Source organism: Candidatus Dojkabacteria bacterium, assembly GCA_030583845.1.
In the GTDB taxonomy this organism is placed as follows: domain Bacteria; phylum Patescibacteriota; class Dojkabacteria; order SC72; family JAHDCA01.
This window is the reverse complement of sequence record CP129478.1, coordinates 194634-216850: the sequence shown is the minus strand read 5'-3', so window position 1 is coordinate 216850 and position 22217 is coordinate 194634. Positions and strand designations below refer to the sequence as shown.

General features: G+C 45.9%; 12 protein-coding genes. 10 read left to right on the top strand and 2 right to left on the bottom strand.

The window, feature by feature from the left end:
• The first annotated feature begins 91 nt into the window (after nt 1-91).
• The 9 genes from QY318_01005 (at nt 92) to QY318_00965 (ending at nt 14097) form a co-directional block, all read left to right on the top strand.
• Nucleotides 92-2563, top strand: a complete 2472-nt coding sequence (locus QY318_01005; protein WKZ31337.1) for a type IV secretion system DNA-binding domain-containing protein — start codon at nt 92-94, stop codon at nt 2561-2563.
• Nucleotides 2564-2593: 30 nt separating this feature from the next.
• Entirely contained in the window at nt 2594-3373 is a 780-nt protein-coding gene (locus QY318_01000) for a YebC/PmpR family DNA-binding transcriptional regulator (protein WKZ31336.1), read from the top strand.
• Nucleotides 3374-3416: 43 nt separating this feature from the next.
• Complete coding sequence (gene ruvC / locus QY318_00995) at nt 3417-3908, top strand: crossover junction endodeoxyribonuclease RuvC (protein WKZ31335.1); 492 nt, start codon at nt 3417-3419, stop codon at nt 3906-3908.
• Between the two features lie 104 nt (nt 3909-4012).
• A complete protein-coding gene (locus tag QY318_00990; protein ID WKZ31334.1) occupies nt 4013-5722 on the top strand; it encodes a hypothetical protein in 1710 nt (569 codons plus the stop codon).
• A gap of 293 nt (nt 5723-6015) precedes the next feature.
• Entirely contained in the window at nt 6016-9327 is a 3312-nt protein-coding gene (locus QY318_00985; protein ID WKZ31333.1) for a carboxypeptidase regulatory-like domain-containing protein, read from the top strand.
• A gap of 140 nt (nt 9328-9467) precedes the next feature.
• Complete coding sequence (gene ruvA / locus QY318_00980; protein WKZ31332.1) at nt 9468-10040, top strand: Holliday junction branch migration protein RuvA; 573 nt, start codon at nt 9468-9470, stop codon at nt 10038-10040.
• Nucleotides 10041-10120: 80 nt separating this feature from the next.
• Nucleotides 10121-11179, top strand: coding sequence for a Holliday junction branch migration DNA helicase RuvB (gene ruvB, locus QY318_00975; protein ID WKZ31331.1), 1059 nt, complete (start codon nt 10121-10123; stop codon nt 11177-11179).
• Complete coding sequence (locus tag QY318_00970) at nt 11172-11978, top strand: hypothetical protein (GenBank protein WKZ31330.1); 807 nt, start codon at nt 11172-11174, stop codon at nt 11976-11978. The genes ruvB and QY318_00970 overlap by 8 nt, the downstream gene beginning before the upstream one ends.
• Nucleotides 11979-12564: 586 nt before the next feature.
• A complete protein-coding gene (locus tag QY318_00965) occupies nt 12565-14097 on the top strand; it encodes a tyrosine-type recombinase/integrase (GenBank protein ID WKZ31329.1) in 1533 nt (510 codons plus the stop codon).
• A 140-nt stretch (nt 14098-14237) separates the two neighbouring features.
• Here QY318_00965 and QY318_00960 read toward each other — a convergent pair whose 3' ends face one another.
• Both QY318_00960 and QY318_00955 read right to left on the bottom strand, forming a co-directional pair.
• A complete protein-coding gene (locus QY318_00960) occupies nt 14238-20204 on the bottom strand; it encodes a hypothetical protein (GenBank protein ID WKZ31328.1) in 5967 nt (1988 codons plus the stop codon).
• A complete protein-coding gene (locus QY318_00955) occupies nt 20191-21114 on the bottom strand; it encodes a hypothetical protein (GenBank protein WKZ31327.1) in 924 nt (307 codons plus the stop codon). Before QY318_00955 ends, QY318_00960 begins: the two co-directional genes overlap by 14 nt.
• A gap of 197 nt (nt 21115-21311) precedes the next feature.
• Here QY318_00955 and QY318_00950 point away from each other — a divergent pair, with 197 nt between their 5' ends.
• Nucleotides 21312-22142, top strand: a complete 831-nt coding sequence (locus QY318_00950; GenBank protein WKZ31326.1) for a hypothetical protein — start codon at nt 21312-21314, stop codon at nt 22140-22142.
• Nucleotides 22143-22217: the final 75 nt, after the last annotated feature.

Here is a 22217-nt window from a genome sequence, read left to right as displayed (position 1 = left end):
CAGCCCTGGTCCGGGACGCCCTAGAAGTGTCAGCCCGATGGCGGTGCAACCGCTGTCGGGCTGACACTTTATTTGCTAGAATGTAACCACTATGACATTATTCTGGGCAATACTGTTCGTATTTGCGGTTGGATTCAGCATTTTTGCACTGCTATACGGAAGAAGCCGCCCCTCAGAAGAAATCGAAGTATTTGAGGAAATCCGAAACCCTGTCATGATGCAGGTTTTGGTCCCTAGAGAAAACGATAAAACACCGCTCGCAGCGGAGCAGATGTTCGCTTCAATTCACGGTATTGTTAGAGACTCCAAGAAATCACTAGACATGATTGCATTCGAGATGGTGTCTACTTATAACGATGGACTGAAATTTTACATCGTGTGCCCCCAACACCTCACCAAATTTATCGAGGGTCAGATATATGCACAGTATCCAAACGCCAATATTGCGTATGTGCAAGATTACACTCAGAAACCGCTCCCAGCAACACTATCTAGCGGGCAGCCATATCAGGCATTTGTTACCACTGGTGAGGTCGAGCTGACGAAAGATTTTATTTTTCCAATCAAGACATTCAGAAGCTTTGAGGTAGATCCACTGGCTTCAATCACCAGCGCTATGTCAGAGCTAAAAGAGGGGGAAGAGGTGTGGGTACAGCTGATTGCTAGACCAGTCTCGGATTATTGGCAGGCTGAATCAAAGACATATATAAGTGCGATCAAAGAGGGGAAAGACCCTGCTGGCGGTCCGACGCTGCTTGAGCAGTTCTTCAAGGATATGGGTAGGGCATTTTCAACTTTGGGGCGCACTTCGGCTGATGGCAAATCGCCTGCAAAAGAGGTTGTAAAGCTTGCTCCTGGCCAAGATGAAGAATTGAGACAGATCGAAGAGAAGATGCTGAAGCCAGGCTTCGAGATCAAGATCAGGATCGTCGCTAAGTCTACCGATAATTTCCTATCCGAGCAGCTACTTCGAGATGTGGTGGCCAGCTTCAAGCAGTTCACAACCGCCCACCTAAACAGTTTCACCCATGCAACTCCGGAGAAGACCGGCGAAGAGATCTACAACGATTACCTCAAGCGACACATGCCAGCCGAGCCGTTCGACATCGTCAATATCGAAGAGCTGGCCTCAGTATTCCACCTCCCAAACAACTCAGTTGAGACACCAAATATCAACTGGAGCCGCGCTCGCAAGGCCGAGCCACCAATGAACCTCCCAACATTCAACGACGACGTCAGCATATTCGCAGAGACCGACTATAGAGGCGAGCGCGTAGAGTTCGGGATCAAGAGAGCCGACCGCCGCAAGCATATGTACCTGCTGGGTAAGACAGGCGTGGGCAAATCTTCAACATTCAAAAATATGTTTATCTCAGATATCCTGCACGGCGATGGTGCTTGCTTCATAGACCCACACGGCCAAGATATCGAGGATCTCCTCAACTATATCCCGCCAAACCGCATGAACGATGTGGTCTATTTCGATCCCTCTGACATTGACCATCCGATCGGCTTCAACCTACTCGAATTAGACGACCCAAGCCAGCGAGATCTGGTAGCTGATGGCGTAGTGGAGGTATTTAAGAAGCAGTTCGGCACATCTTGGGGACCAAGATTGCAATATATTTTGCAAAACTCTGTTGCAACTGTGCTTGAGGCGCAAGGGCAGAGCATCCTTGGTGTGCAACGAATCTTGATCGACAATAATTACCGCAAGTTTATCTTGAAGCAGGTGAAAGATCCGATCCTCCTCAAGTTCTGGGAAGAGGAGTATGCACAGATGGCGCAAAATTCACGGCTAATCACTGAGGCTGTCGCACCTATCCAAAATAAAGTGGGTCGCTTCATCTCATCTGCAGTCATCCGCAACATCGTCGGCCAGGTGAAATCGACAATAGATCTACGGCAAATTATGGATGAAGGTAAGATTCTGTTGATCAATCTCGCACAGGGCAAGATCGGTGAGGAGAGCGCTGCGCTGCTAGGCGGGATGGTTATCTCGAGGCTTCAATCGACCGCGATGAGTCGTGTCGACATCCCGGAAGATGAGCGACGAGACTTCTTCCTATTTGTAGACGAGTTCCAGAATTTCGCTACAGATTCATTTGCCAAGATCCTCTCAGAGGCTAGGAAGTTCCGCCTCAACCTTGTAATGACCAACCAGTATATCGAGCAGATTCCATTGACTGTGCGCCATGCTATTTTCGGTAACGTTGGGACTCTCTCATCATTTGTGGTAAGTCAGAGCGATGCTGCTATCTTGGCGCATGAGTTTGCGCCGATATTCACGGCTGAAGATCTGGTCTCGCTCGAGGCTCACTCGATGTATCTGAAGCTGAGCATCGACGGGATGACCTCGAAGCCGTTTAGTGCCAAGTCATTGAATTATAAAGATCGTCTGCAGCGCTTTGACCAGGCGGAGACTATTCGCGCGATGTCCCGCGAGCGGTATGGAACTGACCGGCTGATAATCGAGGATAAGATCATAAGGTGGGCGAATCAGAAGTATAGCGAGAAGGGGAATCGTTCGTCGATGGAGAAGCCCGCAACTGTGGTAAAATAGCCCAGAGCAAATATTTAGTGCATAAATCCAATGTCTGGTCATTCAAAGTGGGCAAAAATTAAACATAAGAAGGCAATCACCGACGCAAAGAAGGGGAAAGCATTCTCAAAGACAGCGCAGCAGATAGCTGTAGCCGCTCGAGATGGCGGCCCTGACCTCGATGTCAATTTCAGCTTGAGGCTCCTCGTCGATAAGGCGCGTGCAATAAGCATGCCAGCCGAGAATGTGAAGCGAGCGATCGAGCGTGGCTCAGGTACTGGGAAGGAAGCATTTCAGGTAGATGAAATCGTGTATGAAGGATATGGTCCTGCAAAGGTCTCATACATTGTAAAGACATTGACCGACAACAAAAACCGTACGGTGGCTGACTTGCGAAAGCTATTCTCTGACTATGGTGGCAACCTTGGCGAGTCTGGGTCTGTTTCTTGGAATTTTACCCAGAAAGGTATGGTGATCGTCAAAGCTGCACGGCTAGAGAAGTCAGAAAAATTTGGTGAGGATGCTGCCGAAATTTCATTAAATAAAGATGAAGTGGAATTATCACTCATGGATATCGCCGGAGTCTCAGATATTAAAGAGGGTGAGGAGAGCTACCTTATTGTTTATACCGACCCGAAAGAGTTGGCTAAGGTGCGAGATGCGATCTCGGAGCTGCAGTTTATTATTGAGGAGGCTGAGCTAGTCTGGGTTGCAAACAATGAGAAGGATGCAACCGATGATGATATCGAGAAAACTGAGAACTTTATCGAGGCTCTCGAAGAGATAGAGGATGTCCAGAGCATCTGGACCGATGTAGATAGCAAGCTTTAGGTCCTGAAATAGCTCTGGTTCAGGTAAATTTAATGATATTCTCATGAAAGTTTTAGGAATTGACCCAGGTTATGCGATAGTAGGGTGGGGGGTAGTCGAAATCGACGGCACTACATCTTCGGATTATAATGGGATCACACTTATAGAATGTGGTGTTATCCGGACCGACTCGAAATTAACTCTGCCCGAAAGGCTTAATGAAATTTTCACAGACATTAACCAGATCTTTGGTGAATTTAATCCTGATCTAGTTGGGATAGAGACCCTGCTTTTTCAGACCAACGTCAAGACGGCTATGGCAGTGAGCGAGGCTAGGGGAGTGATAATGCTGGCAGCTCACCAGGCGAACTTAACTGTTCAACCGGTTACACCGTCGCAGGTCAAAAGCTCGATTGCAGGTTACGGCAAGGCAGACAAGAAGCAGGTTCAAGAGAGTGTAAGGCTTCTTTGTGGGCTAGCAGAAGTGCCGAAGCCGGATGATGCTGCCGATGCCGTAGCAATTGCTATTGCGGCCAACTCGCTATACAGAATGTAACTCAAGCACATAGTCACATTTTTAAAAGAGATGTATAATCGCGTAGCTTAGTGCGACTTGCCCCACCGCCGAGGTCTAGATAACATCATATATTATACTCAAATATGGTAAGACATAAGTTTACCCTCCCTCTGTTTTTCCTGATTGCGCTATTCACGTTATTCTTCCTTAATGCACCTATTTACGCGGTCAAAGATAAATCAAATAGTACGACTATTTTTCATGGGAACAAAGTTTCCCAACCTAATACTGCTACACTCTTGCGTTACTATCCTGAAGCACCAGAGGCACACTATGTTGGCGATGGTTTTGAGGAGGTACAGACTTTTGCCTTTAGGTCCGACGGGGGTATATTAGCGGCTGATTACTATCTGCATGGTGGACCTATGCGCATTTACAACGGTGATGCATCATTTAAGATCTCAAGAGAAGGTAAATCGTATAGTCCAGATATGATGGATGTCGACAATGAAGGCAACGTGTACGTTGTTAACTGGAACTGGGGTGCTATAACAAAATATAATGAGAACGGAAAGAAGCTATTGGATATAGTCTGTTGGGAGGTTAAGGATCAGTCTTACTGTTTTGATTATACTTGGTTAGATATAGCTGTTGATGATCTCGGTTACCTGTGGGTGGCTGACTATACGCAAGGCTTGATGAAATTTGACTCAAGCGGTCAATATATCTCAACGCTTTCAGAAGTAGCACCTCTAGGAGTAGATGCAGATGATGAATATATCTACATATCCAGAGGGAATAAGGTCGAGCGCAGAAGGGTTACTGATTATCAGCTTGTAGGCGAGTTTACATACCCAGGGGTTCAAAGCTTTACATCATTAGAAGCAACAAACGACTCCAAGCTGTATGCAGCCGCAGATAATACTTCATTAGTTGTGTTCGATCTAAGCAATGTAGCTGATTCCTCAGCTGTACTTAACAATATCGAGGATGTATCTCAGGTAAAGCATATTGAATCCAATCAAGATGGTACGGTTTTAATCAAGGCGAGCTATCTCGGAGTGCCAGGCGTGTACTGGCTTAATAGCAAGGGGGTTACTGGCGAGTGGAAAAGTCGTGCTGGAGAGGAGCCACAGTTCTTTTCATCTCCTCGTGGAATCGCTAGGGACGGTGCGGGTAACTTCTATATATCCGATACTGAGAACAGCAGGGTTGAAAAGTATGATAGTAATTTTAATTATATTGGGACCATAGTAGATATTAGTGACTGGCCATATGGGAAATTTGGCCCGATAAGTGTTGACAATGATGGGAGTATATACTTGCGGCAGACAATTGGTTGGGACTATCGAAAGTATGACTCAGAAGGGAACTTAGTCTATAAGAAAGAGGATAGCGTAGGTCACACGCACCACGAGCTTGAATTTAATGACTCAGAAATAGTGGGTGAATATTGGTATTCAGATGGAGAGATACGATATAAGGAAAATGGCGAGTTGGTAGGTTACTCTGATTGCGTGAGTGGTTCACTTGCGAGAATAGGTGATGCAATCTTCGCAGCCACTGCTGACGGACAGCAGATCAGGGTCTGTAATTTGCAGGGCGAGCAAGTGAACAGTATAGATCTAGGCTACAACGTATGGACAGTTGAGGCGGCTGGAAACAGATTATACGCTGTGGGTTCGGATCAGAAGATTTATCAATACAACTCAAGCCTTCAACTTCTAGAAGTAACGAGTTTGCCACCAGTTACAGATGAGAAGTTCGTTATGTATATAGACATGGTAATTCTTGGTAGGAAGGTATATCTGGTCGACTATATGCACTCAAGGGTTACCCTTGTAAAGATATAATTAGCCTTATAAAGGTTCGCTTCTACCGCAATCGAATAGGTCATTGTCATTAGCAAGGTGCATCAAGTCATAAATTACTGTCTTTGTCAGAAAAACGTAGCTGCCTTAAAATCCCTCTGTTATTTATTATCGCCATTACTGTTACGGTTATCTTCCGCTGGCTTGGTACTTCTTTGGTCAAGGAGGGTTGTCAGTAACTGTTTGTATGAGGCTGATTGCATATGGCGTGCTTATTCTTGATATACGGCGGCTAAATGGTTAGACTGGAAGCAAGAGTCTCAAATTTATAGATCATGCGAAGACCACGATTTTTAAAACTTATTCCGTTTATAGGTATAGCATCAATTGCAATCGCGGTTGGATATTATTACCAAAGTAAGACTGAACTCTCTACGATCCCGCTCTCGTCGCCAGTAAAGGCTGATGAGCATGATGAGCTTCTCTATACTGTAGATAGGGTAGTACCTGAGGATGATTCAAAGAGAGGAGCTATATTTCCTGAGGCTGTGTGGTTAACAGGATTAGCAATCGACCCTGATGATAGGCTGGCCTTTCTTACCGGATCATACGGAAGTAACGTTCACTTCTATAGCAATGACGGTAAGTACGCACTTCCAAGTACAGCGCGGTTATATGACGGTTATGGCTTGAATATTGACCAGTATGGCGTATACGCCACTAATTCAGCTTTTTGTATACTTGATGTGCTCGAACTTAATGGGTGGAGGCATTGGTATCACGCTATCAGCTGTAGTCCGAACTGGGTGATCGGAGATGGTGAGGGGCACGTATATATTAGCGACTTTGATACGACAGAGATATTTGTTTTTGACACATCCGGTGTTGCTCTTAATAGCTGGGATCCTGGCGTATGGTATTCAGCCTATCCATTGATCCCTACTATTGGCGGTGGTTTCTTGTGGTATCCAGATGGTGCAAATGGTATTGGCAAAATCGATCTAAGCGGCACTACAAGCAGTGGAGGCTCTGGTACATTTGTTGGGTATATAGGTTTGGCGAACGAAAAGCCAATCTTTAATGAGTACAACAGTCAGGTATATGGAGTAAACGGCACCTCTGTACGCAGATATGATATTAATGGCACCTTGCAAGGGAGTTTCACTATCAATGCAGCTAGTTACTATGATTTTGACAGCCAGGGTCGCCTCTATACGTTGAACGCTTTGACTAGTGTGGTTGAGGTTTATTCACCAACTGGCACTTATCTGTACGACTGGGAGTCTTATAGCAGTGCTGATGTCGACTCTCTCACCTCGCCAGGCGGCTTTTATAGGGACGCGGAAGGTGATTATTACCTCTCGGATACATTTAAAAATAGGGTTACGTTGTATGATTCAGAATTGAACTTCGACAGCGTTGCCTTAGACTACTCAGCTGAGAACTCGTATTACTACCAAGATATTGTATTTCTCGAAGATCACTACTATGCTATTTCCTCTACGGGTCAATTTCAGAAGTATGACAGTGCTGGTATCAGGCTAGTAGGAGATGATGACGGTGGTGCATATGGAGATTTCAGCAGGAATCGACATCCTATTGATACCTATAATGGCAATCTATATTCAGCTGGCGCGAGGCATGATCAGAGCGGGTCTATTACAGCAAATAACTCTAATTGTTACGGGGAATTTATCTCAATCAACTCGGTCGGGACTTATTATGCCACTCAGGCAATGACCAATATGGCATTAGGTTATCCATCGAGGTTGATAAGGTGTAACTCTAACCTTGGAGGCTATACGTTTATAAATCTCGATTACCAAGCTAAATCAATTACTCATGACATAAACGACAATACATACATCATGGGTATGGATAACATTATCAGGGTATATGACAGTAGTGACACTCTGATACATGAGATTCAAATATCTGGTCTTGATGTTACTCCATTTGTGGACTTTGTGGATATGGCGGTAGAAGAGGATCACGACATAGTGCTGCTTGATCAAGCTGGGTCAAGATTAATACGAATAAATACAGAAATTGACCTAATCGATACCCAGAGTGGTGGAGTGACGGAGCTTTCATTTGACAGTAACAGCGACACAGTTGAATTTGCCCTGTCCAGCTATCCATATGAGGATGTGACAGTTATGGTTACTTCGAGCCACCCCGATTTGCAGCTTTCACCTAACACATTAGTATTCACGCCCGAGAACTGGAGCACCCCTCAATCTATCTCATTAAGCTTTGAAGGAACTTTCCTGACGGAGGATATTACAGAATCGCTATCGTTCAGTGTATTTACAGGAGATATAGCATTTGCTGCGGTAACTCCATCAGATATCGCGGTGGACATTCTTGGGTATACGCCAACTGAGCCGCCAACCGAACCACCAACCGAACCACCAACCGAACCGCCAACCGAACCGCCAACCGAACCGCCAACTGAGCCGCCAACCGAACCACCAACTGAGCCGCCAACTGAGCCGCCAACCGAACCACCAGCAGAGCCATCAGAAGAGGATGTAGACCCGACGGATGAAGATGATGAGGTAGAGGAGCCAGATATTGTTCCTCCTGAAGTAGAGCCTCCGGTGTCCGGTGACAGTGATCAGCCGGCAAGACCATTCCTTTCCGGGGTAAGCCTGAGAATTTCAGCGATAGTTGAAACGGTTGGTTCAACTGTGGTAAAAGCATCAGAAGTGTGGGAAGAAGAGAATTATGGTGCTGTGACAGCAGGAACTGTAACAGTGGTATCTTTTGCCTACCTGTTATTCTTCCTGAATGAGCTCCCAGCTATTGCGATGCGTACCTGGTTTGCGATATTAAGCCTATTTGGCTTGCGCGAGGCACATTCGTTTGGGGTCGTATATGACTCATTAGATAAGTCACCAGTTAACAATGCGGTTGTACGAGCATACTCTGCGACAAATAGATCCTTAGTCTCAACAGACGTTACACAGTACAACGGAGTATTTAATATGCAGCTGCCTGAGGGTGAGTATACTCTCGATGTGCAGAAGGCAGGGTATAGGTTCCCATCACAAAGTGTTAAATCGCCAACCGACGGAATTTATCAAAACATTTATACAGGAGAACGGTTCTTGCAAGGCCAACAGATGGTTGTTGAAAGGGCACTTCCGGTAGATCGTGAGGATGCAGAAATCCTAAAGCTTCTGGGCTCACTAGCCAAGAACGGCCTTATAAATGGATTCTTCCTGTTCCTGAGGGTATTGCTTATAGTCGGATTTATTCTTTCGTTAATTGTATTACTCTTCGACCCTTCACCGCTGAATTTTGGAATAACCTTAATCTATCTTGTACCGTTCGCACTCTCAGCAATCCAGCGATTGCTACACAGGACATACTCATGGGGGGTGCTAACTGATGAGAACGGCACTCCAATACAGGGTGTGGTCGTGACGTTGGTTGAGGAGGGAAGCGAGCGGACAATCCAAAGATCAGAGACAGATAGCGAAGGTAGGTACAGGTTTGTAGTAAACCCAGGAGCATATCATTTAAACTTCGGTGGTGGCTACGCAGTTAACAAAGGTAAGACTCGGTTCAAGTTTAAGAGGAAATTTAACATTATCGCCTCTGATCTTCTACTGTCACGACGACCGAATGGAGTGGTATAGAGACCTCTCGTAATCTCTTTCTCATGGCTAAGGGTTGCTATTGCTCCTGCATTGCAGAATCGGCAATTAATAGTCAAGCCGCTTTAAACACCAAGCCACTTGAGATAAAATACACATGAGTAAATTTACTGGAAAGCAAGTTGATCAGCTATATTGAGGGAAAAATTATCCTGCTCCAATTTAATGAAAAAGTAATGAGTGTAGATATTCTTACCAATGGTGGGGTGGGGTATAGAGTGCGTGTGCAGCCCGGTGATTTCCTAGAGGGAGAACAGGCAAAGCTTTTTACTAGCTTTAAAGTGCGCGAAGATAGTCAAGAATTGTATGGATTTAAAGATAAAGGGACACGTGATTTCTTTGAGAGGCTGCTATCTGTATCCGGAGTAGGGCCGAAAACCGCGATGGTTATGCTCTCCACTAATTCGGTAGAAAAAATCAGCAGCATGATTGAAGAGGGTGATTACAAAGCATTGAGCAAGACTCCTGGGATAGGGGAGAAGAGCGCGAAGAAGATTATAGTAGAGCTTCAAGGTAAGCTTGACCTTACCCCAAGCGGTGGTAAAGATCCGATCTTGAGCGAGCTTTCCGACGCCTTAAAGGCACTGGGTTATAATAGTAGGGAAGTGGGGCAGATGATTGAGAAAGCAGAGGTGATGTATAAAGAAGATTCTACGGTTACAATCGAGAAGCTTATTCAGGCAGTATTAAATTAGACTAAATTTATAGATGTGCCGCTAACCTATACTCCTTCGCTGAAGCTACGGAGTATAGGTTAGCGGCACAGGGTTGTTTAATGATCTCACGCTATTCAGAAGCTAGAAAGACAAAAAGTTCCGAAAACAAGAGCAAGCCCGTCGATAAAGGCTCAAGCCTATCCTCTCCATCTCCGCTCGACGATCGTATCCGCCCAAAAAAGTTCGACGACATCATTGGTCGAGCACAAGAGAAGCAAACTCTCCGGATGATGATCGCAGCTGCGACTAAGCGCAAGAAGGCCGTGGACCACATCCTGTTTTACGGCCCTCCTGGGCTAGGCAAGACTACATTCTCGATCGCGATGGCCAATGAGATAGGCTCGAGCATCCGTATCACCTCAGGCCCTGCTATAGAGCGTCAGGGTGACCTCGCTGCGATCCTTACTGGTCTGAAAGCTAACGATGTACTCTTCATCGACGAAATTCATCGACTCTCACGAATAGTGGAGGAGAGCCTATATCCTGCAATGGAGGATGGAGTGATCGACATCGTGATGGGAAAAGGACCGTCGGCGAAGACAATTCGTCTTAACCTAGAGCCATTTACACTTGTCGGTGCCACCACGCAGATAGGGAAATTGAGCTCGCCAATGAGAGACCGCTTTGGACTAGTGCAGCGGTTAGACTACTTTGGGACCGAGGACCTTGTAGAAATTATCAGGCGTGCAGCCAATCTTGAAGATATAGAAATTGAAGAGGCGGCTCTAGTTGAAATAGCTAATCGGTCGAGGGGGACGGGTAGGGTAGCCTTGCGGCTTTTCAGGCGAGTAGTGGATTACTATGAATATATGGTGAAGCAGGGTGAAACATTGACCGTTGATGTAGTGAAAGAGGCGCTGGACCTCCTAGGTGTCGACAAGATGGGGTTGGAGGAGATCGATAGAAGGATACTTGAGATAATCTATAGTCATTTTAATGGTGGACCTGTCGGCCTATCTACTCTGGCGATAGCAATTTCGGAAGATCCTGTGACACTTTCTGAAGTTTATGAGCCGTTTTTAATGAAGCAGGGATTGATTAAAAGAGCCGCACGGGGTAGAGTCCTAACAGAGTCTGGCACATTATTTGTACAACAGAATCTGAGCTCGAATGGATAAGAATCTTTATGTTGATAATGGTAAGAGAGGGCGACTGTTTTTCCTTGCAGCCTTGCTTGCGGTCTCGCTTTTTGTATTGCGGGCCTGGAATGTTGTAGACCTCAATAACTACTGGCACCTGGCGGGTATGTTCTTTATATACTTCTTTGCTTCATACCTTGGGATGATCTGGGGCTTCAGATTTCAAGTGACGGTGCGTAGCCTCCTGACTATTTTGCCCCAAAGTGCTATCTTCGTGGCCTCGCAGGCACTTTTCGTTATGCTTTTCTTCTTCCGCGACTTCGCTAGAGTGTATGAATTCCTGCTTTTATTTGTGCTGCTGATTGTGGTCTTGGTTACAACATATATCAGCTTCCTAATGGCAAATATTTTTAATGTAGCGACGTTTAAGAGGGTGCCGCTAGAGCAGGTGGCCAAGACGACTTCATATATCATCACCTTGCTGTATGTGTACTTTATAACCTTTGGTGTTCTGTCGTTCGAGGTGCATGTGATTATTAGCGTAGTTGTGCTATTCTTCGCTTATCTGGCGGGTATTTTCTTCCATTCGCTACATCTAGACTACACAAGGCAGGAGATCTACTCGTCGATAATCATGATTTCGGTCTCTATGACAGCGATATTGATGGGTGGCGTGATGCTTGGCTCTAGTTATGAAATCACTGCATTGCTCCCAACCACAGTAGCCTTCGTGCTATTTGGCGTAGAGATGAACCGCGGCAAGCTAAACAGCTTCTCATATCTGAAGTACTTCATAACGGTGCTTATTGCAGTGGCAATAAATATATTTTTGCAATAAAGCAACGCATTTTTAATGAAATTCATTAATGTGAAAAATTTTTCATCCTGACAGCGGTGGAGGAGTGGGGGAGCTCATAGTGTTTCACAGCCTATAGTGGGTAATATCCTGTAGTAAATTGTGGATAACTCGCAAGAGTAGAGTGAAAGTGCTAATAGGATAGGCGGCAAATAAAGGAATATATCAGTAGAGTATAGCTGCAAGTATGTACATCCAATGTAGAATTCTCCGAAGTATGCAAAAGGTACACTTTACATGTTCATTTACTTTCTGGTATAACCGAGCATAATCACCCTTATATGCGGTATCGGGTGTCAAGAGCGGCAGGGGACTGGCTCTGGCTGCTGCCCATGTGCACTGATTTGCACTGTTTTATTTCATTAAAAACTTATGAAAAACATTAATTTATCGATATTTTATGAATTTTCTGAAAATGCCCTTTTGGCCACTTTTCATGAAATTTTCATTAAAAATCACCTATTTGGTTCTCCAAAAAAATTTTCAGACCCCTACTCTGGTCAAATTTCATTATCAAACCGCCATTTCCCATTAAATTATTTTAATATTTCTGTGATAATATAGAGAGATGGATATTCCAAAACTACCAGAACAAGACGATTTCTTGCTTGATCTGCAAAATAACAACTATTCAATGCTTACCGTATACAATTACGCACGCGACCTGTGCATATTTGCCGTATTCCTAAACGGCCAAAAGATTAAATTTGATGAAGTCGATAAGAAGACGATCACAATTTACAAAGGATATCTGAGAAATGGAGATCACTTGGTCGATTTGAACCAGTTTCGAGAGGAGTATCTCAATAAAGCCTTTGACATCAAGGATAATGATATGACGCGCTCTAAGGGGTCTAAAACCGACGATACCGATCAGGGTGCCACTGATACACCTGGCGAGCTATCAAAAGATGAGGAACAGCTGGAACGGATCATGTTTGAGGGTCGCTTACCAGGCAGATCCGACCACTCGCAAGGTCGAACCACCCAGACCTACCTGGACGACGTATACAAAAAAGTATTTGGCAGTCTGAAGGAGCTTAAACCACCAACCCGCAACCGCGGCAACAAAGAGCAAGGGCTCGACGCACGCAGCGTTAACCGGATGCTTTCAGCAATCAGATCATATCTGAAGTATAGAATTGATTTTGATCTAGATATTCCGATTGCGCCCGATGCGATAAAACTTATCAAGGCCGACCGCAAGAAATCGCAGGTTGCCGAGTTCGACGAGCTGGTCAAATTAATCGAGTGTCCAACAGAATTTGAACGCGACCTCAAAGTAGCCTTGAGGAACCGCACAATGATGGAAATGCTTTTCTCGACCGGGATGCGTATTTCGGAGCTCACAGGGCTCAATCTGGAGCAGATTAACCTTGACGGCAAGCTATTTATTGAGGGTAAGGGCCGCAAGCAGCGCTTCGTATACCTGACCGACCGCGCCAAGGATTGGCTCAATGAGTATTTGAAGATAAGGCTTAACTACGTTGGTTATAACGGCTCCGCCGAGGGTCTTGAGGATATGTCGAATGATCCAAATTGGGTTGTGAACTTGCTGACAGATAATAATGTTGAGATTAGCGATAAATCTGGTGCTGGCGGCTCTGATGCTGAATCAGCTGCGGATCAGATTGAAGCCGACCCCGGCGATTCTACATCTGACCGTGAAACATCGGAGGATAGCTCTGTTTCACGATCTGGTCTCGATGGTTTTGACCGAAATAAACTCTCTGCCGATGGCAAAGGGATCGAACTAGTGGAGCAGTATCGCCGCACCGGCTACCTCAAAAAGTTCTACTCCCCTGCCCTGTTCATCCCTTTCAGCGGTGGTCGAAACGGTCGGCGCGGCAAAAGGATTTCAACTAATTATTTCCAGGAGAAGATCGCCGAGTATCGTCGCAGGATCGGTATCCAGGTGCCTACCTCGGCGCACAGCTCTGAGGCATGGCTTTGCAACTTACTCTGGCTGAGAATGGTGCTTCTGCAGCGGCGATTCAGGTGCTGCTTGGGTCACGAGAGTTTGAATACGACGACTAGATATGTACACGCTTCAGATCGTTTCGCGGAAGAGGAACACACATCAAAACATCCTTTAAAGTAAGGTATGCTTGTCCCGCGAAGCTTGCGGAGCGGGATGCATGCGTCGGATAGGTTTGCTGAGGTGGAGCATACATCAAAACATCCTCTAAAGTAAAGGATAGATCGAAGCTCGTACGGGCTTCGATCTATTACTGCCTAATCCTACTGAACTGGTACTCGCTGTAGATTGACCTGATTTGGGTTCGCCGCGTCGAATAGCTGAGCTGGATCAGTCAGATCAGTTGAGTATGTTTGACCTGCTTCAACCACGATACCGTAAACATTCCCGTCAACTTTTACACCATTCGCCAGCCATAGGCCTTGAGGTGTAATTCTTGCAATCTCACCTCGGGATACTGTTTGAACGACGTTTCCGCTATCATCACGCACCTCGAACTGTTGATACTCGGCACCAAGCATGAAGTCCTGGCTCATGCCTGGAGCATCATAGAGTAATCCTGTCTCGTATCCTCGAGCGCTAAATTTCGCGTTACCAGCAGCATCGACTGTAACTGCTGTCTCAGAGTTACTAAAGTCTGTCTGTATGGTTTTACCAGCTTCTGTTCCGTATCCATATACATTGCCCTGAACAAAATGCTGACCAGTCTCATCTTGGTATGTCAGACCTTCTTCGGTTACGATGACAACCTTGCCTGCATCATATTGAAGTACAGTCCCGTCAGCTTGCTCTACGGTGTATTCATCATATAATGACTCCGGGATAGTCACATTCTCAGTCCTCCCATTCATGTCATACAAAGGTCCTTCACCGCTACCAGTAAGCCCAGTTACGAAGTCGCCAAACGCATCTTGCGCTCTATTGACGCCTGTCAATATTGCACTTGTTATTGGACCACCATTTGCCAAATTCCTATCAGCCAAGTCATATGTCGATACTACAGGATCAGATTGGCCGTTTTCATAATGGATGGTGACATCACCAGCTACGAAAACTTGTTGTCCTGCATCATTAATGATCATAACTCCTTCACCATTTCCATCTGGGTCCCCGGGCACTACTGCCACTACTTGCTCAGCACTATATTCCGCGGGGTCGCTGTTAGGGAAGAATCGATGTGTGACACTTACATGGTCTGTGCTTGGTGGGAGCGTCAACGATGCAACAGTAGTATCACCTACTGTAACTGTACCAACCTGACCTGATGAAATAGCGCCAGTTGTGACTGCAGCTGTTGCTCCAACTGCTGTACCCTGTACGGGTACTGTAAGTGTAGCCTGTGTACCAGTAACAACCGCCTGACCTTCACCAGCGACAACTGCCCCACCACCCATACCTTGCTCAGCTTGAGCTGGTTGAGTTGCCTGTGAGGAGGTTGCGGCAGTCTCTTCAATTGGCTGCGGTTGTGGTGCATACTCATCTCTTCTGAATATTCTGTCCCAGAAGTTTGTCCACGCTGAGTCTGTATCTTCAGGTGGTTGCTGTAAGTTGCCAAACCATACTGCGACATGCTGTGACGGATCAACAGCTGGCACGCCTGTAACTGGCTGTGCTGGATTCGCAGGATTCAATACCATGTTTATGCTCCACTCAATTTCTTCGCCTCCACCTGCGCTACCACCTCCTGGTGCCCCATATGCTGCGCTAAATGGCTGGTCCGGGGAGATACCGACAAAATCTACTCCAGTTCTCTCCTCAATTCGAGCCATCGACTCTGGTGCAAGTTTGCCGAGTATGGCTGAATTCCACTCATCATCTGGTTGGAATGCTGTCATTTGAGATCTTTGGTCAGCAGCTAATCGGGCATTATGATCATTCTCCTGGAAGAAGGCATAAAGCTCGTTCAGTGTGCCATTTGCTTGCGCTTCATTGATAATATCTGCTGTGTCTTGTCCTACAGCTTTCTCACCAAAAATTTCTTGAACCATATTGGAAGTTGCAACCCATGCTGAGTCTCCAGGTTTTAATACATATGAAGCTTGTGAAGCGACTGCTGCGCCTTCACCGCCTCCAGTTATTTCACCGGTGCTATCCATTGTGAGTGTGTATTGTGGCTCTACTAATTCTCCACTGACAGGATCTGTATAGCTATCAAGTGGCTGACCTGTGACAGGGTTTATTGCTGCTACTACTACATCTTGCCCATTAACTTCGGAAGTATAGACCAGTGCTACGGAGTTAGATCCGGTTGGAACTACGTCTGTGAACTCTACAGTTGGAGCTCCAATCGTTGTATCCTCAGACACAAAGGTTACATTGTACATCTGGTTTGCATACTCTTCTCCGTAGATCGCTACTGTTCCATCTGCTTGTTCGACTGTGACAGATACTTGCCCACTGGCAGCATCATCGACAATAAATCCTGAAATATTTCCTGCACCAGCAGGAGTATCTTGTGCTTGCATCACACTTATCCCAGCTACATTATGCCCAGTTTTGAGAGAGTACTGCTCAGAGATAGTTGCAACGTCTAGTCCTCCATCTGCAGTGTGGCGTGAATTTGTAATGCTTACAGCATCAAAGTTCATTTGCTCATCACCGCTGAAGTCTAGCTCGGTAATTTCTTCTGAAGTGACATTATTGACTTGAACCATTGCATCGACAGTAGATGCGTCGCCATCAAGATCGACAACAGCATAGAACTGTCCATCAGCCGCCTGTGTTACACCTACGACGCTTCCAGTTTCGCCTGACATACCAAGAGATTCAAGCCTTTGATCTAGCTGACCTTCAAGATTTGTGTTTAGTTGTTCTGCTGGTTCGAAGTTTGGTCCACCAATACCCTCGAACCATTCACTGATACTACTTATGCCTACCGGTAAGCCACTGAACGTCGCTGCGCTACCAACCCAGAGTTTTGTAGTTGCAGAAGATACGCTCCAAGCCATTGTATTTTCTCTTGCTACTCTGTTGATCTTCTTGGCTTCAAGGCTTGCCGCAGCTACTGTTGCTTTCTCAGCTGTTAGCTCTGCCTCCATGAGCTCGCTGAACTGTCTAATTCTCTGTCGGACTTGTGTATCTCCTGGGTTCGCATAGTAATTGGTCCTTGCATCATTAATCGCAGTCAGAAGTGCTGCCTTATCTGGATTGGCTGGGTCATGTGGGAGTGCGAGTGCTCGAGCAACCTTGATGAGCAGCTCCTTATCTGTTGCGACAGTTAGATTAAGACCGTTCAATTTTGTCTGAAGTGCTGTTTCATATGCTGTGTGAGCATCGGAAAGTGCCTTGTGCTCTTTCTTCATCATGTGGCTGTTATACCCCCACAAACCTATTGTTTCCGCTGCTGTTAATGCAAATGTAGTAATTGGATATGGAAGGAAGGCGTATACTGCAGCGTTTGCTGCAACCGCTCCTGCAATAAATGCCCACTTTTGCTTGTTCTCAAATCCGTGTATGTTTTTGCCAGCTTCAAAAAGCGCTCGTCCCTGCCTAAATCCTTGGAATATTCTCCAAGCTGTCCAGCCTACCGCGATACCTACTCCTAGTGGAGGTGCGAATGTCGCGGCTGCAGTTGTCAGTGCCCATGCTCCACCCATATAGATTGAGGCACGTGCTATCTTTGAGACAGCCATTTTAGCTGCTGCTAAGAAACCTTTCCAACCTGTTTTTCCACCAAGGTCTTCGTAGTTCTTCATGACCATAGCTCTCTGCTCTTCGATTGAAAGCTCTAAGCCTTGAGCAGTCACCACATCGCCAACCGCTGTACCGGTAGTAGCATTTGCCTGATCTTGGACAGCGTCAATGAATTTCTGTGCAGACAGCATCTCAGCGTTCTTTAATGTCTCGTGTACTCCATTCCCTGTGCGCAGGTAGTCTTCATAGGCACGGACAATATTTGTGTAGTTTGTGCCTTCTGGTGCTGGTACACCTTTAGTTGCATAACCGATCATCTCCGGCAATGTTGTCATCTCAGTGCTTGTAGCTGCGAGCACTTTGTTTAGTCTATCCAACGCTTCGTTGAGTTGATTACCACCGACACTGTCGACAATGCCAAACTGATCACGGAGGTATTGCTTCTTTTCTACGTCAGATTTACCAGCGAGATCCATTAGCACTCCGCCTTCAAGGCCTCTTCTGATTATGCCGTAAAGCTCGTGTGCTATTGATGCCGCGTTTCCGGTCAGACCATAAGCATCAATATTTACTGCCGTGATTGGTGTATAAACGCCAGGATGTAGAGATTGCATGTATGCATGTATTGGGTCGCCAGCAGGGACATTTAGCGTAAGCGCTGTATTTCCAGCGTAAAGTCTATCTCTCAATGCCTTTGCAAGCTCAGCTGGGCTACCAGCGGTTGGGAGCCCCATGAAATTCTGATCGGTTCCGAATTCTCTTGTGAGAACTAGCATGTAGAAGTCATAGTTTGGACCAGAATCCGCGCCTGCTAGCTGCTCTGCCATTGAGTTAACAACTTCAAGAGTTGTAATTGCACGTAACTTATCGGCGACTGCCTGCCTTGTAGCGTTATCTGTAAGCCCCATCATTAATGCGCTAAGCTGCTCAAGTCGTGCACCATCTACTCCTTGCCCTGGTGAGGTCAGCTCCGTAATGAGTCTTTGGAATGCAAGCAGCTCCGGTGAAGGTGGTGTAGTTACATTCAAGCCACGCAGTTCTGGAGTAATCTTATTCGCTACTACGTCGGCCAATATTAAGACCTTCGCCTCTGATACAAGCTTCGCGACCATACCGTTGTATGTCTCAACTGGTGATCGGAACTCACTCATCTCATTCTTATTGTCTCTGAACCTGTCTTTTGTCAGTGTTGAAAGAGTTAGTGTCGAAACCTTTGCCTCCAGTGCTCGATAGTTTGCCTCTCTGGTCGCACGGTTGGGCTCTTTCAGAACCGCTTTGACGCCTAATTGAAGCATGTCGTAGAAATTGGCTGGAGACTCTGAAGCAATAAACCCAATATTGAGTGCAAGAGATTGTGCCAATTTGTCCGACCTGTCTGAAGTTCGCGGCGGTATGAGTAAACCCTTAAAGATCACATTGTTACGATCATAATTACTCAGTCTGGTTGCATTGTTAGGGTTTGCTTTTGAGGTGAGCTGTGCGGAAGCGTTAACCATTTCCTTTGCATTCGAAGTTGTTGTGGCCAGATTTACAATAGATCCAGTCTTTAGCGGCTTTAGCGGTGCTGGGACACTCCTGCCAGTCGTCGGCTGCAAGTATTTAATTTGCATCGTAGCTGCAGTCTTTCCTGGAACTCCTTTTACTACATCAAGGAGCTCTTTAATATTTGCCTCCGCAGTTGCTTCATCCACCCGAGTTGTTCCTGCATATGGCCCTGTTAACCTCACGTGAGGTGAGAAGTAGTGATATTTTCGATCAAGTTTATCAACGACTCCTTTAAGCACCCTATTCTGGAACGCCTCTCTGAGACCAGGAAAATCATTAAATATATCCGTACTGCCTGTCTTGCCAAGCTTATCTATAATATCTCTTGCCTTCTCAGGATTTAGTACCAATACCGAAAGCAAGGCGTCTGAGAGCATCTTTTTCACATCTGCATCCGTATTGGCAGGTTTGAGCTTTTCCGAAACTGAAGATCCGCCCCTAGTGTAGGCTAAGGTGATTGTGTCATTTAATGTCTCTAATGCTCCTTGGAATGTTGCACTTGTAGTATCAATATTTGCATCAATATGCTCAGCGACTTTAGTTACCAACTCTGCACCATATACTGCCTTTGCGATCTCATTTAGCTGAGCGGAAAGCTGATCTCCTTTGATGAGTGTTTCTGCGTCTATTTTTGCTACTTTTTCTATATTGCGCTGGCCTGTTGTATGGTTTACCTCATAGAGGTAATCAACCTTTTTCTGAGCGGCGGCCAAGACAGTACCATCAGCTTCCATGACCGATGCCGTAGGGCTCAACTCCAAGTAGTTGGCTGGTACATTCGGATCTACTGGTCTAGTATACTCGGCAGCAACACGTTGGAACTCTGTAACTGCCCTTTGAAGTGCCTGCTTGTTGTTAGGATCGCCAACCATTCCAGCCTTACCCTCAATGTTCAGATCTTCATATGCGGCCTTGTCGGCAGCTTCGATACCTGCTGGGATAACAGCGTTAATATATTCTGGCCTACCCTCTTTTGCTGCTTGTGCAATTGATTCTTTGCTTGGTGGTGAGTCAGCCCTAGATGGGATTGCTACATGCTCATTTCGTGCCATTGCTTCCTGCGAATTGATAAATTAACTGTATTCCAAGTTCATGATCATTCTTGTCGAATGCATCTTTGACCTGCTGCGTCTGTTCAGGAGTAAGACTCGAAACTTTCTCGATACTCTTACCCTGTGTATCGAATATGCCTGCTACGAGATTTGTAAGGTTCTCTAGCTCCTCTTCATATATATCGTCCAATGTCATCTTCATCAGGCTTGCAGCCGTATGATCAAGCAAGTAGATCTGTTGTGCGGGATTTGGCTCATGTACCTGTAGTTCATCCCACGCCTGCTTTGTAGCTGGATTCATGCTCTCTATGACTCTGGCGATCATCCTCTCGTTTGCTGTCCTCAACAGATCAAAGAGCATGTTTTTTACTACGTCCTCATCAACACCCGCCTGTACAAGCATGGACTCGAGCTCTTTTATCTTCTGCTCGCCAATGCTTAGCTCAAATAGTGAAGGGTCAACCTGTCGAAGCTCCTGTGCGATTGCGATTTTCTCAGGGTTGCCGGACTGCTCAAGTTTGTCAGCTGTCTCTATTATCTTCTGATAGCCCATGCCCAGGAATTGTGCGAAGTCGATTGACTGCATACTCTCGAACATCTCATCATAATCTGGTTCAGGCATATCTGGTGGTGTTTGCTGTGGGGCCTCCGGTACTTCTACTTGGTCTGCGACATCTGCTTCAGGAGCTGGAATGTCAGCATCCACTGCTACAGTCTCATTTGTAATTTCAGTTTGCTCGGCTGGGACCTCTACTGTCGTGTCTGCGTCGGCCGGAGAGTCTTGTACTGGCACTGGGTCAACAGGTTGAGGTGAGGCAGCAGGATCGGTCGTTGTGACCTGATTAACGGCACCCGTGGTAGTTACATTGGTCGTATCCGTTGCCTGTGTCTTATTTTGTATGTCGTCCATAGAGAATTTGAGCAGCTACTTTAATCTACTTTTAATATACACACTCGCATATTTGTTGACAAGGTTCTGAGTCAATTGAGATCACACTTGTGAAGTGCGACTTCATCGGGGTGGAGTTGGTTTCACGCTCCGGCTGTCGACTAGCCTTGAAATATGTATAATGTTTTAACAACAAGTAATTTCTAGACCAACTTACGATGAGCAAAAAGAACTTCTCTCTGCTACTAATTCTCACACCACTAATGATAGCGCTTGCGTTTGCAGTTGCTAACTTCTTCTGGCGAGTCAGTTACATCATCGGGCTCGACAATATCTCTCCTTACTGGGGCTTAGAGATACTTGTCTACAGAGCATTTCACTCAGGCAACTTCTTCCTGTACGGTCCGAGCCTATTTAACCTGCCTGTTATATTTGCTGGCCTTATCGGACTGACGCCCTCGATCCTATCGAAGCTAAACACGGCCTTGCCATTTATCGTCGGTATGGCAGGCTACATCGTGTTGGTAAGGTTGAGCCTTGGCGCATCTGTAAAAGAAAAGCGTACCGCAATTCGTGAAGCATTCTCTCTGGTGTCTGGACTGCTACTTGTTATTGGAAGCCTTATATCAATATGGATTTTCAACCAGCCAGTTACTATATTCCTTGCGATGTTTGCCGCGCTCCCATGGACTGTACTATTATTACAAAGGAAAGACAGAACTGTTAGTAACAGAGTCGGCATGATATTGCTCATCTTAGGCTTACTCTTAGGCGTAATCTACCTCTTCCTTTCGTCGCTAAACCTTGTTGCCTTCTTCCTGCTGGTACCACAAGTATTGCTTCTAGCAGCAATGCTTAATTTTGCACAGACAAGAAATGTAAATAAGGCGAACTCTCTCAGGGGTCGGGTCCACTTTCTGATAACAGAGTCAAGGTTGAAGGAAGTAACGGCATATACATTGTTGTTGCTGCTATCTTGGGCGGTTATTGTACAGGGACTGCTTCTCTTTCACTCCAGAAAAAAACTTCCTTCCGACGGAAATAATTAGGCATGCAAGCTCTCTTCAGTCTAGCGAATCAATCGATCAAGTAACCTCTGACTTAAGGCAGGCCGAGCTGACAAG

Coding starts and splice junctions, on each gene's coding strand:
- QY318_01005 (WKZ31337.1), top strand. CDS start 92: ATGACATTATTCTGGGCAATACTGTTCGTATTTGCGGTTGGATTCAGC.
- QY318_01000 (WKZ31336.1), top strand. CDS start 2,594: ATGTCTGGTCATTCAAAGTGGGCAAAAATTAAACATAAGAAGGCAATC.
- ruvC (WKZ31335.1), top strand. CDS start 3,417: ATGAAAGTTTTAGGAATTGACCCAGGTTATGCGATAGTAGGGTGGGGG.
- QY318_00990 (WKZ31334.1), top strand. CDS start 4,013: ATGGTAAGACATAAGTTTACCCTCCCTCTGTTTTTCCTGATTGCGCTA.
- QY318_00985 (WKZ31333.1), top strand. CDS start 6,016: ATGCGAAGACCACGATTTTTAAAACTTATTCCGTTTATAGGTATAGCA.
- ruvB (WKZ31331.1), top strand. CDS start 10,121: ATGATCTCACGCTATTCAGAAGCTAGAAAGACAAAAAGTTCCGAAAAC.
- QY318_00970 (WKZ31330.1), top strand. CDS start 11,172: ATGGATAAGAATCTTTATGTTGATAATGGTAAGAGAGGGCGACTGTTT.
- QY318_00965 (WKZ31329.1), top strand. CDS start 12,565: ATGGATATTCCAAAACTACCAGAACAAGACGATTTCTTGCTTGATCTG.
- QY318_00960 (WKZ31328.1), bottom strand. CDS start 20,204: ATGGCACGAAATGAGCATGTAGCAATCCCATCTAGGGCTGACTCACCA.
- QY318_00955 (WKZ31327.1), bottom strand. CDS start 21,114: ATGGACGACATACAAAATAAGACACAGGCAACGGATACGACCAATGTA.
- QY318_00950 (WKZ31326.1), top strand. CDS start 21,312: ATGAGCAAAAAGAACTTCTCTCTGCTACTAATTCTCACACCACTAATG.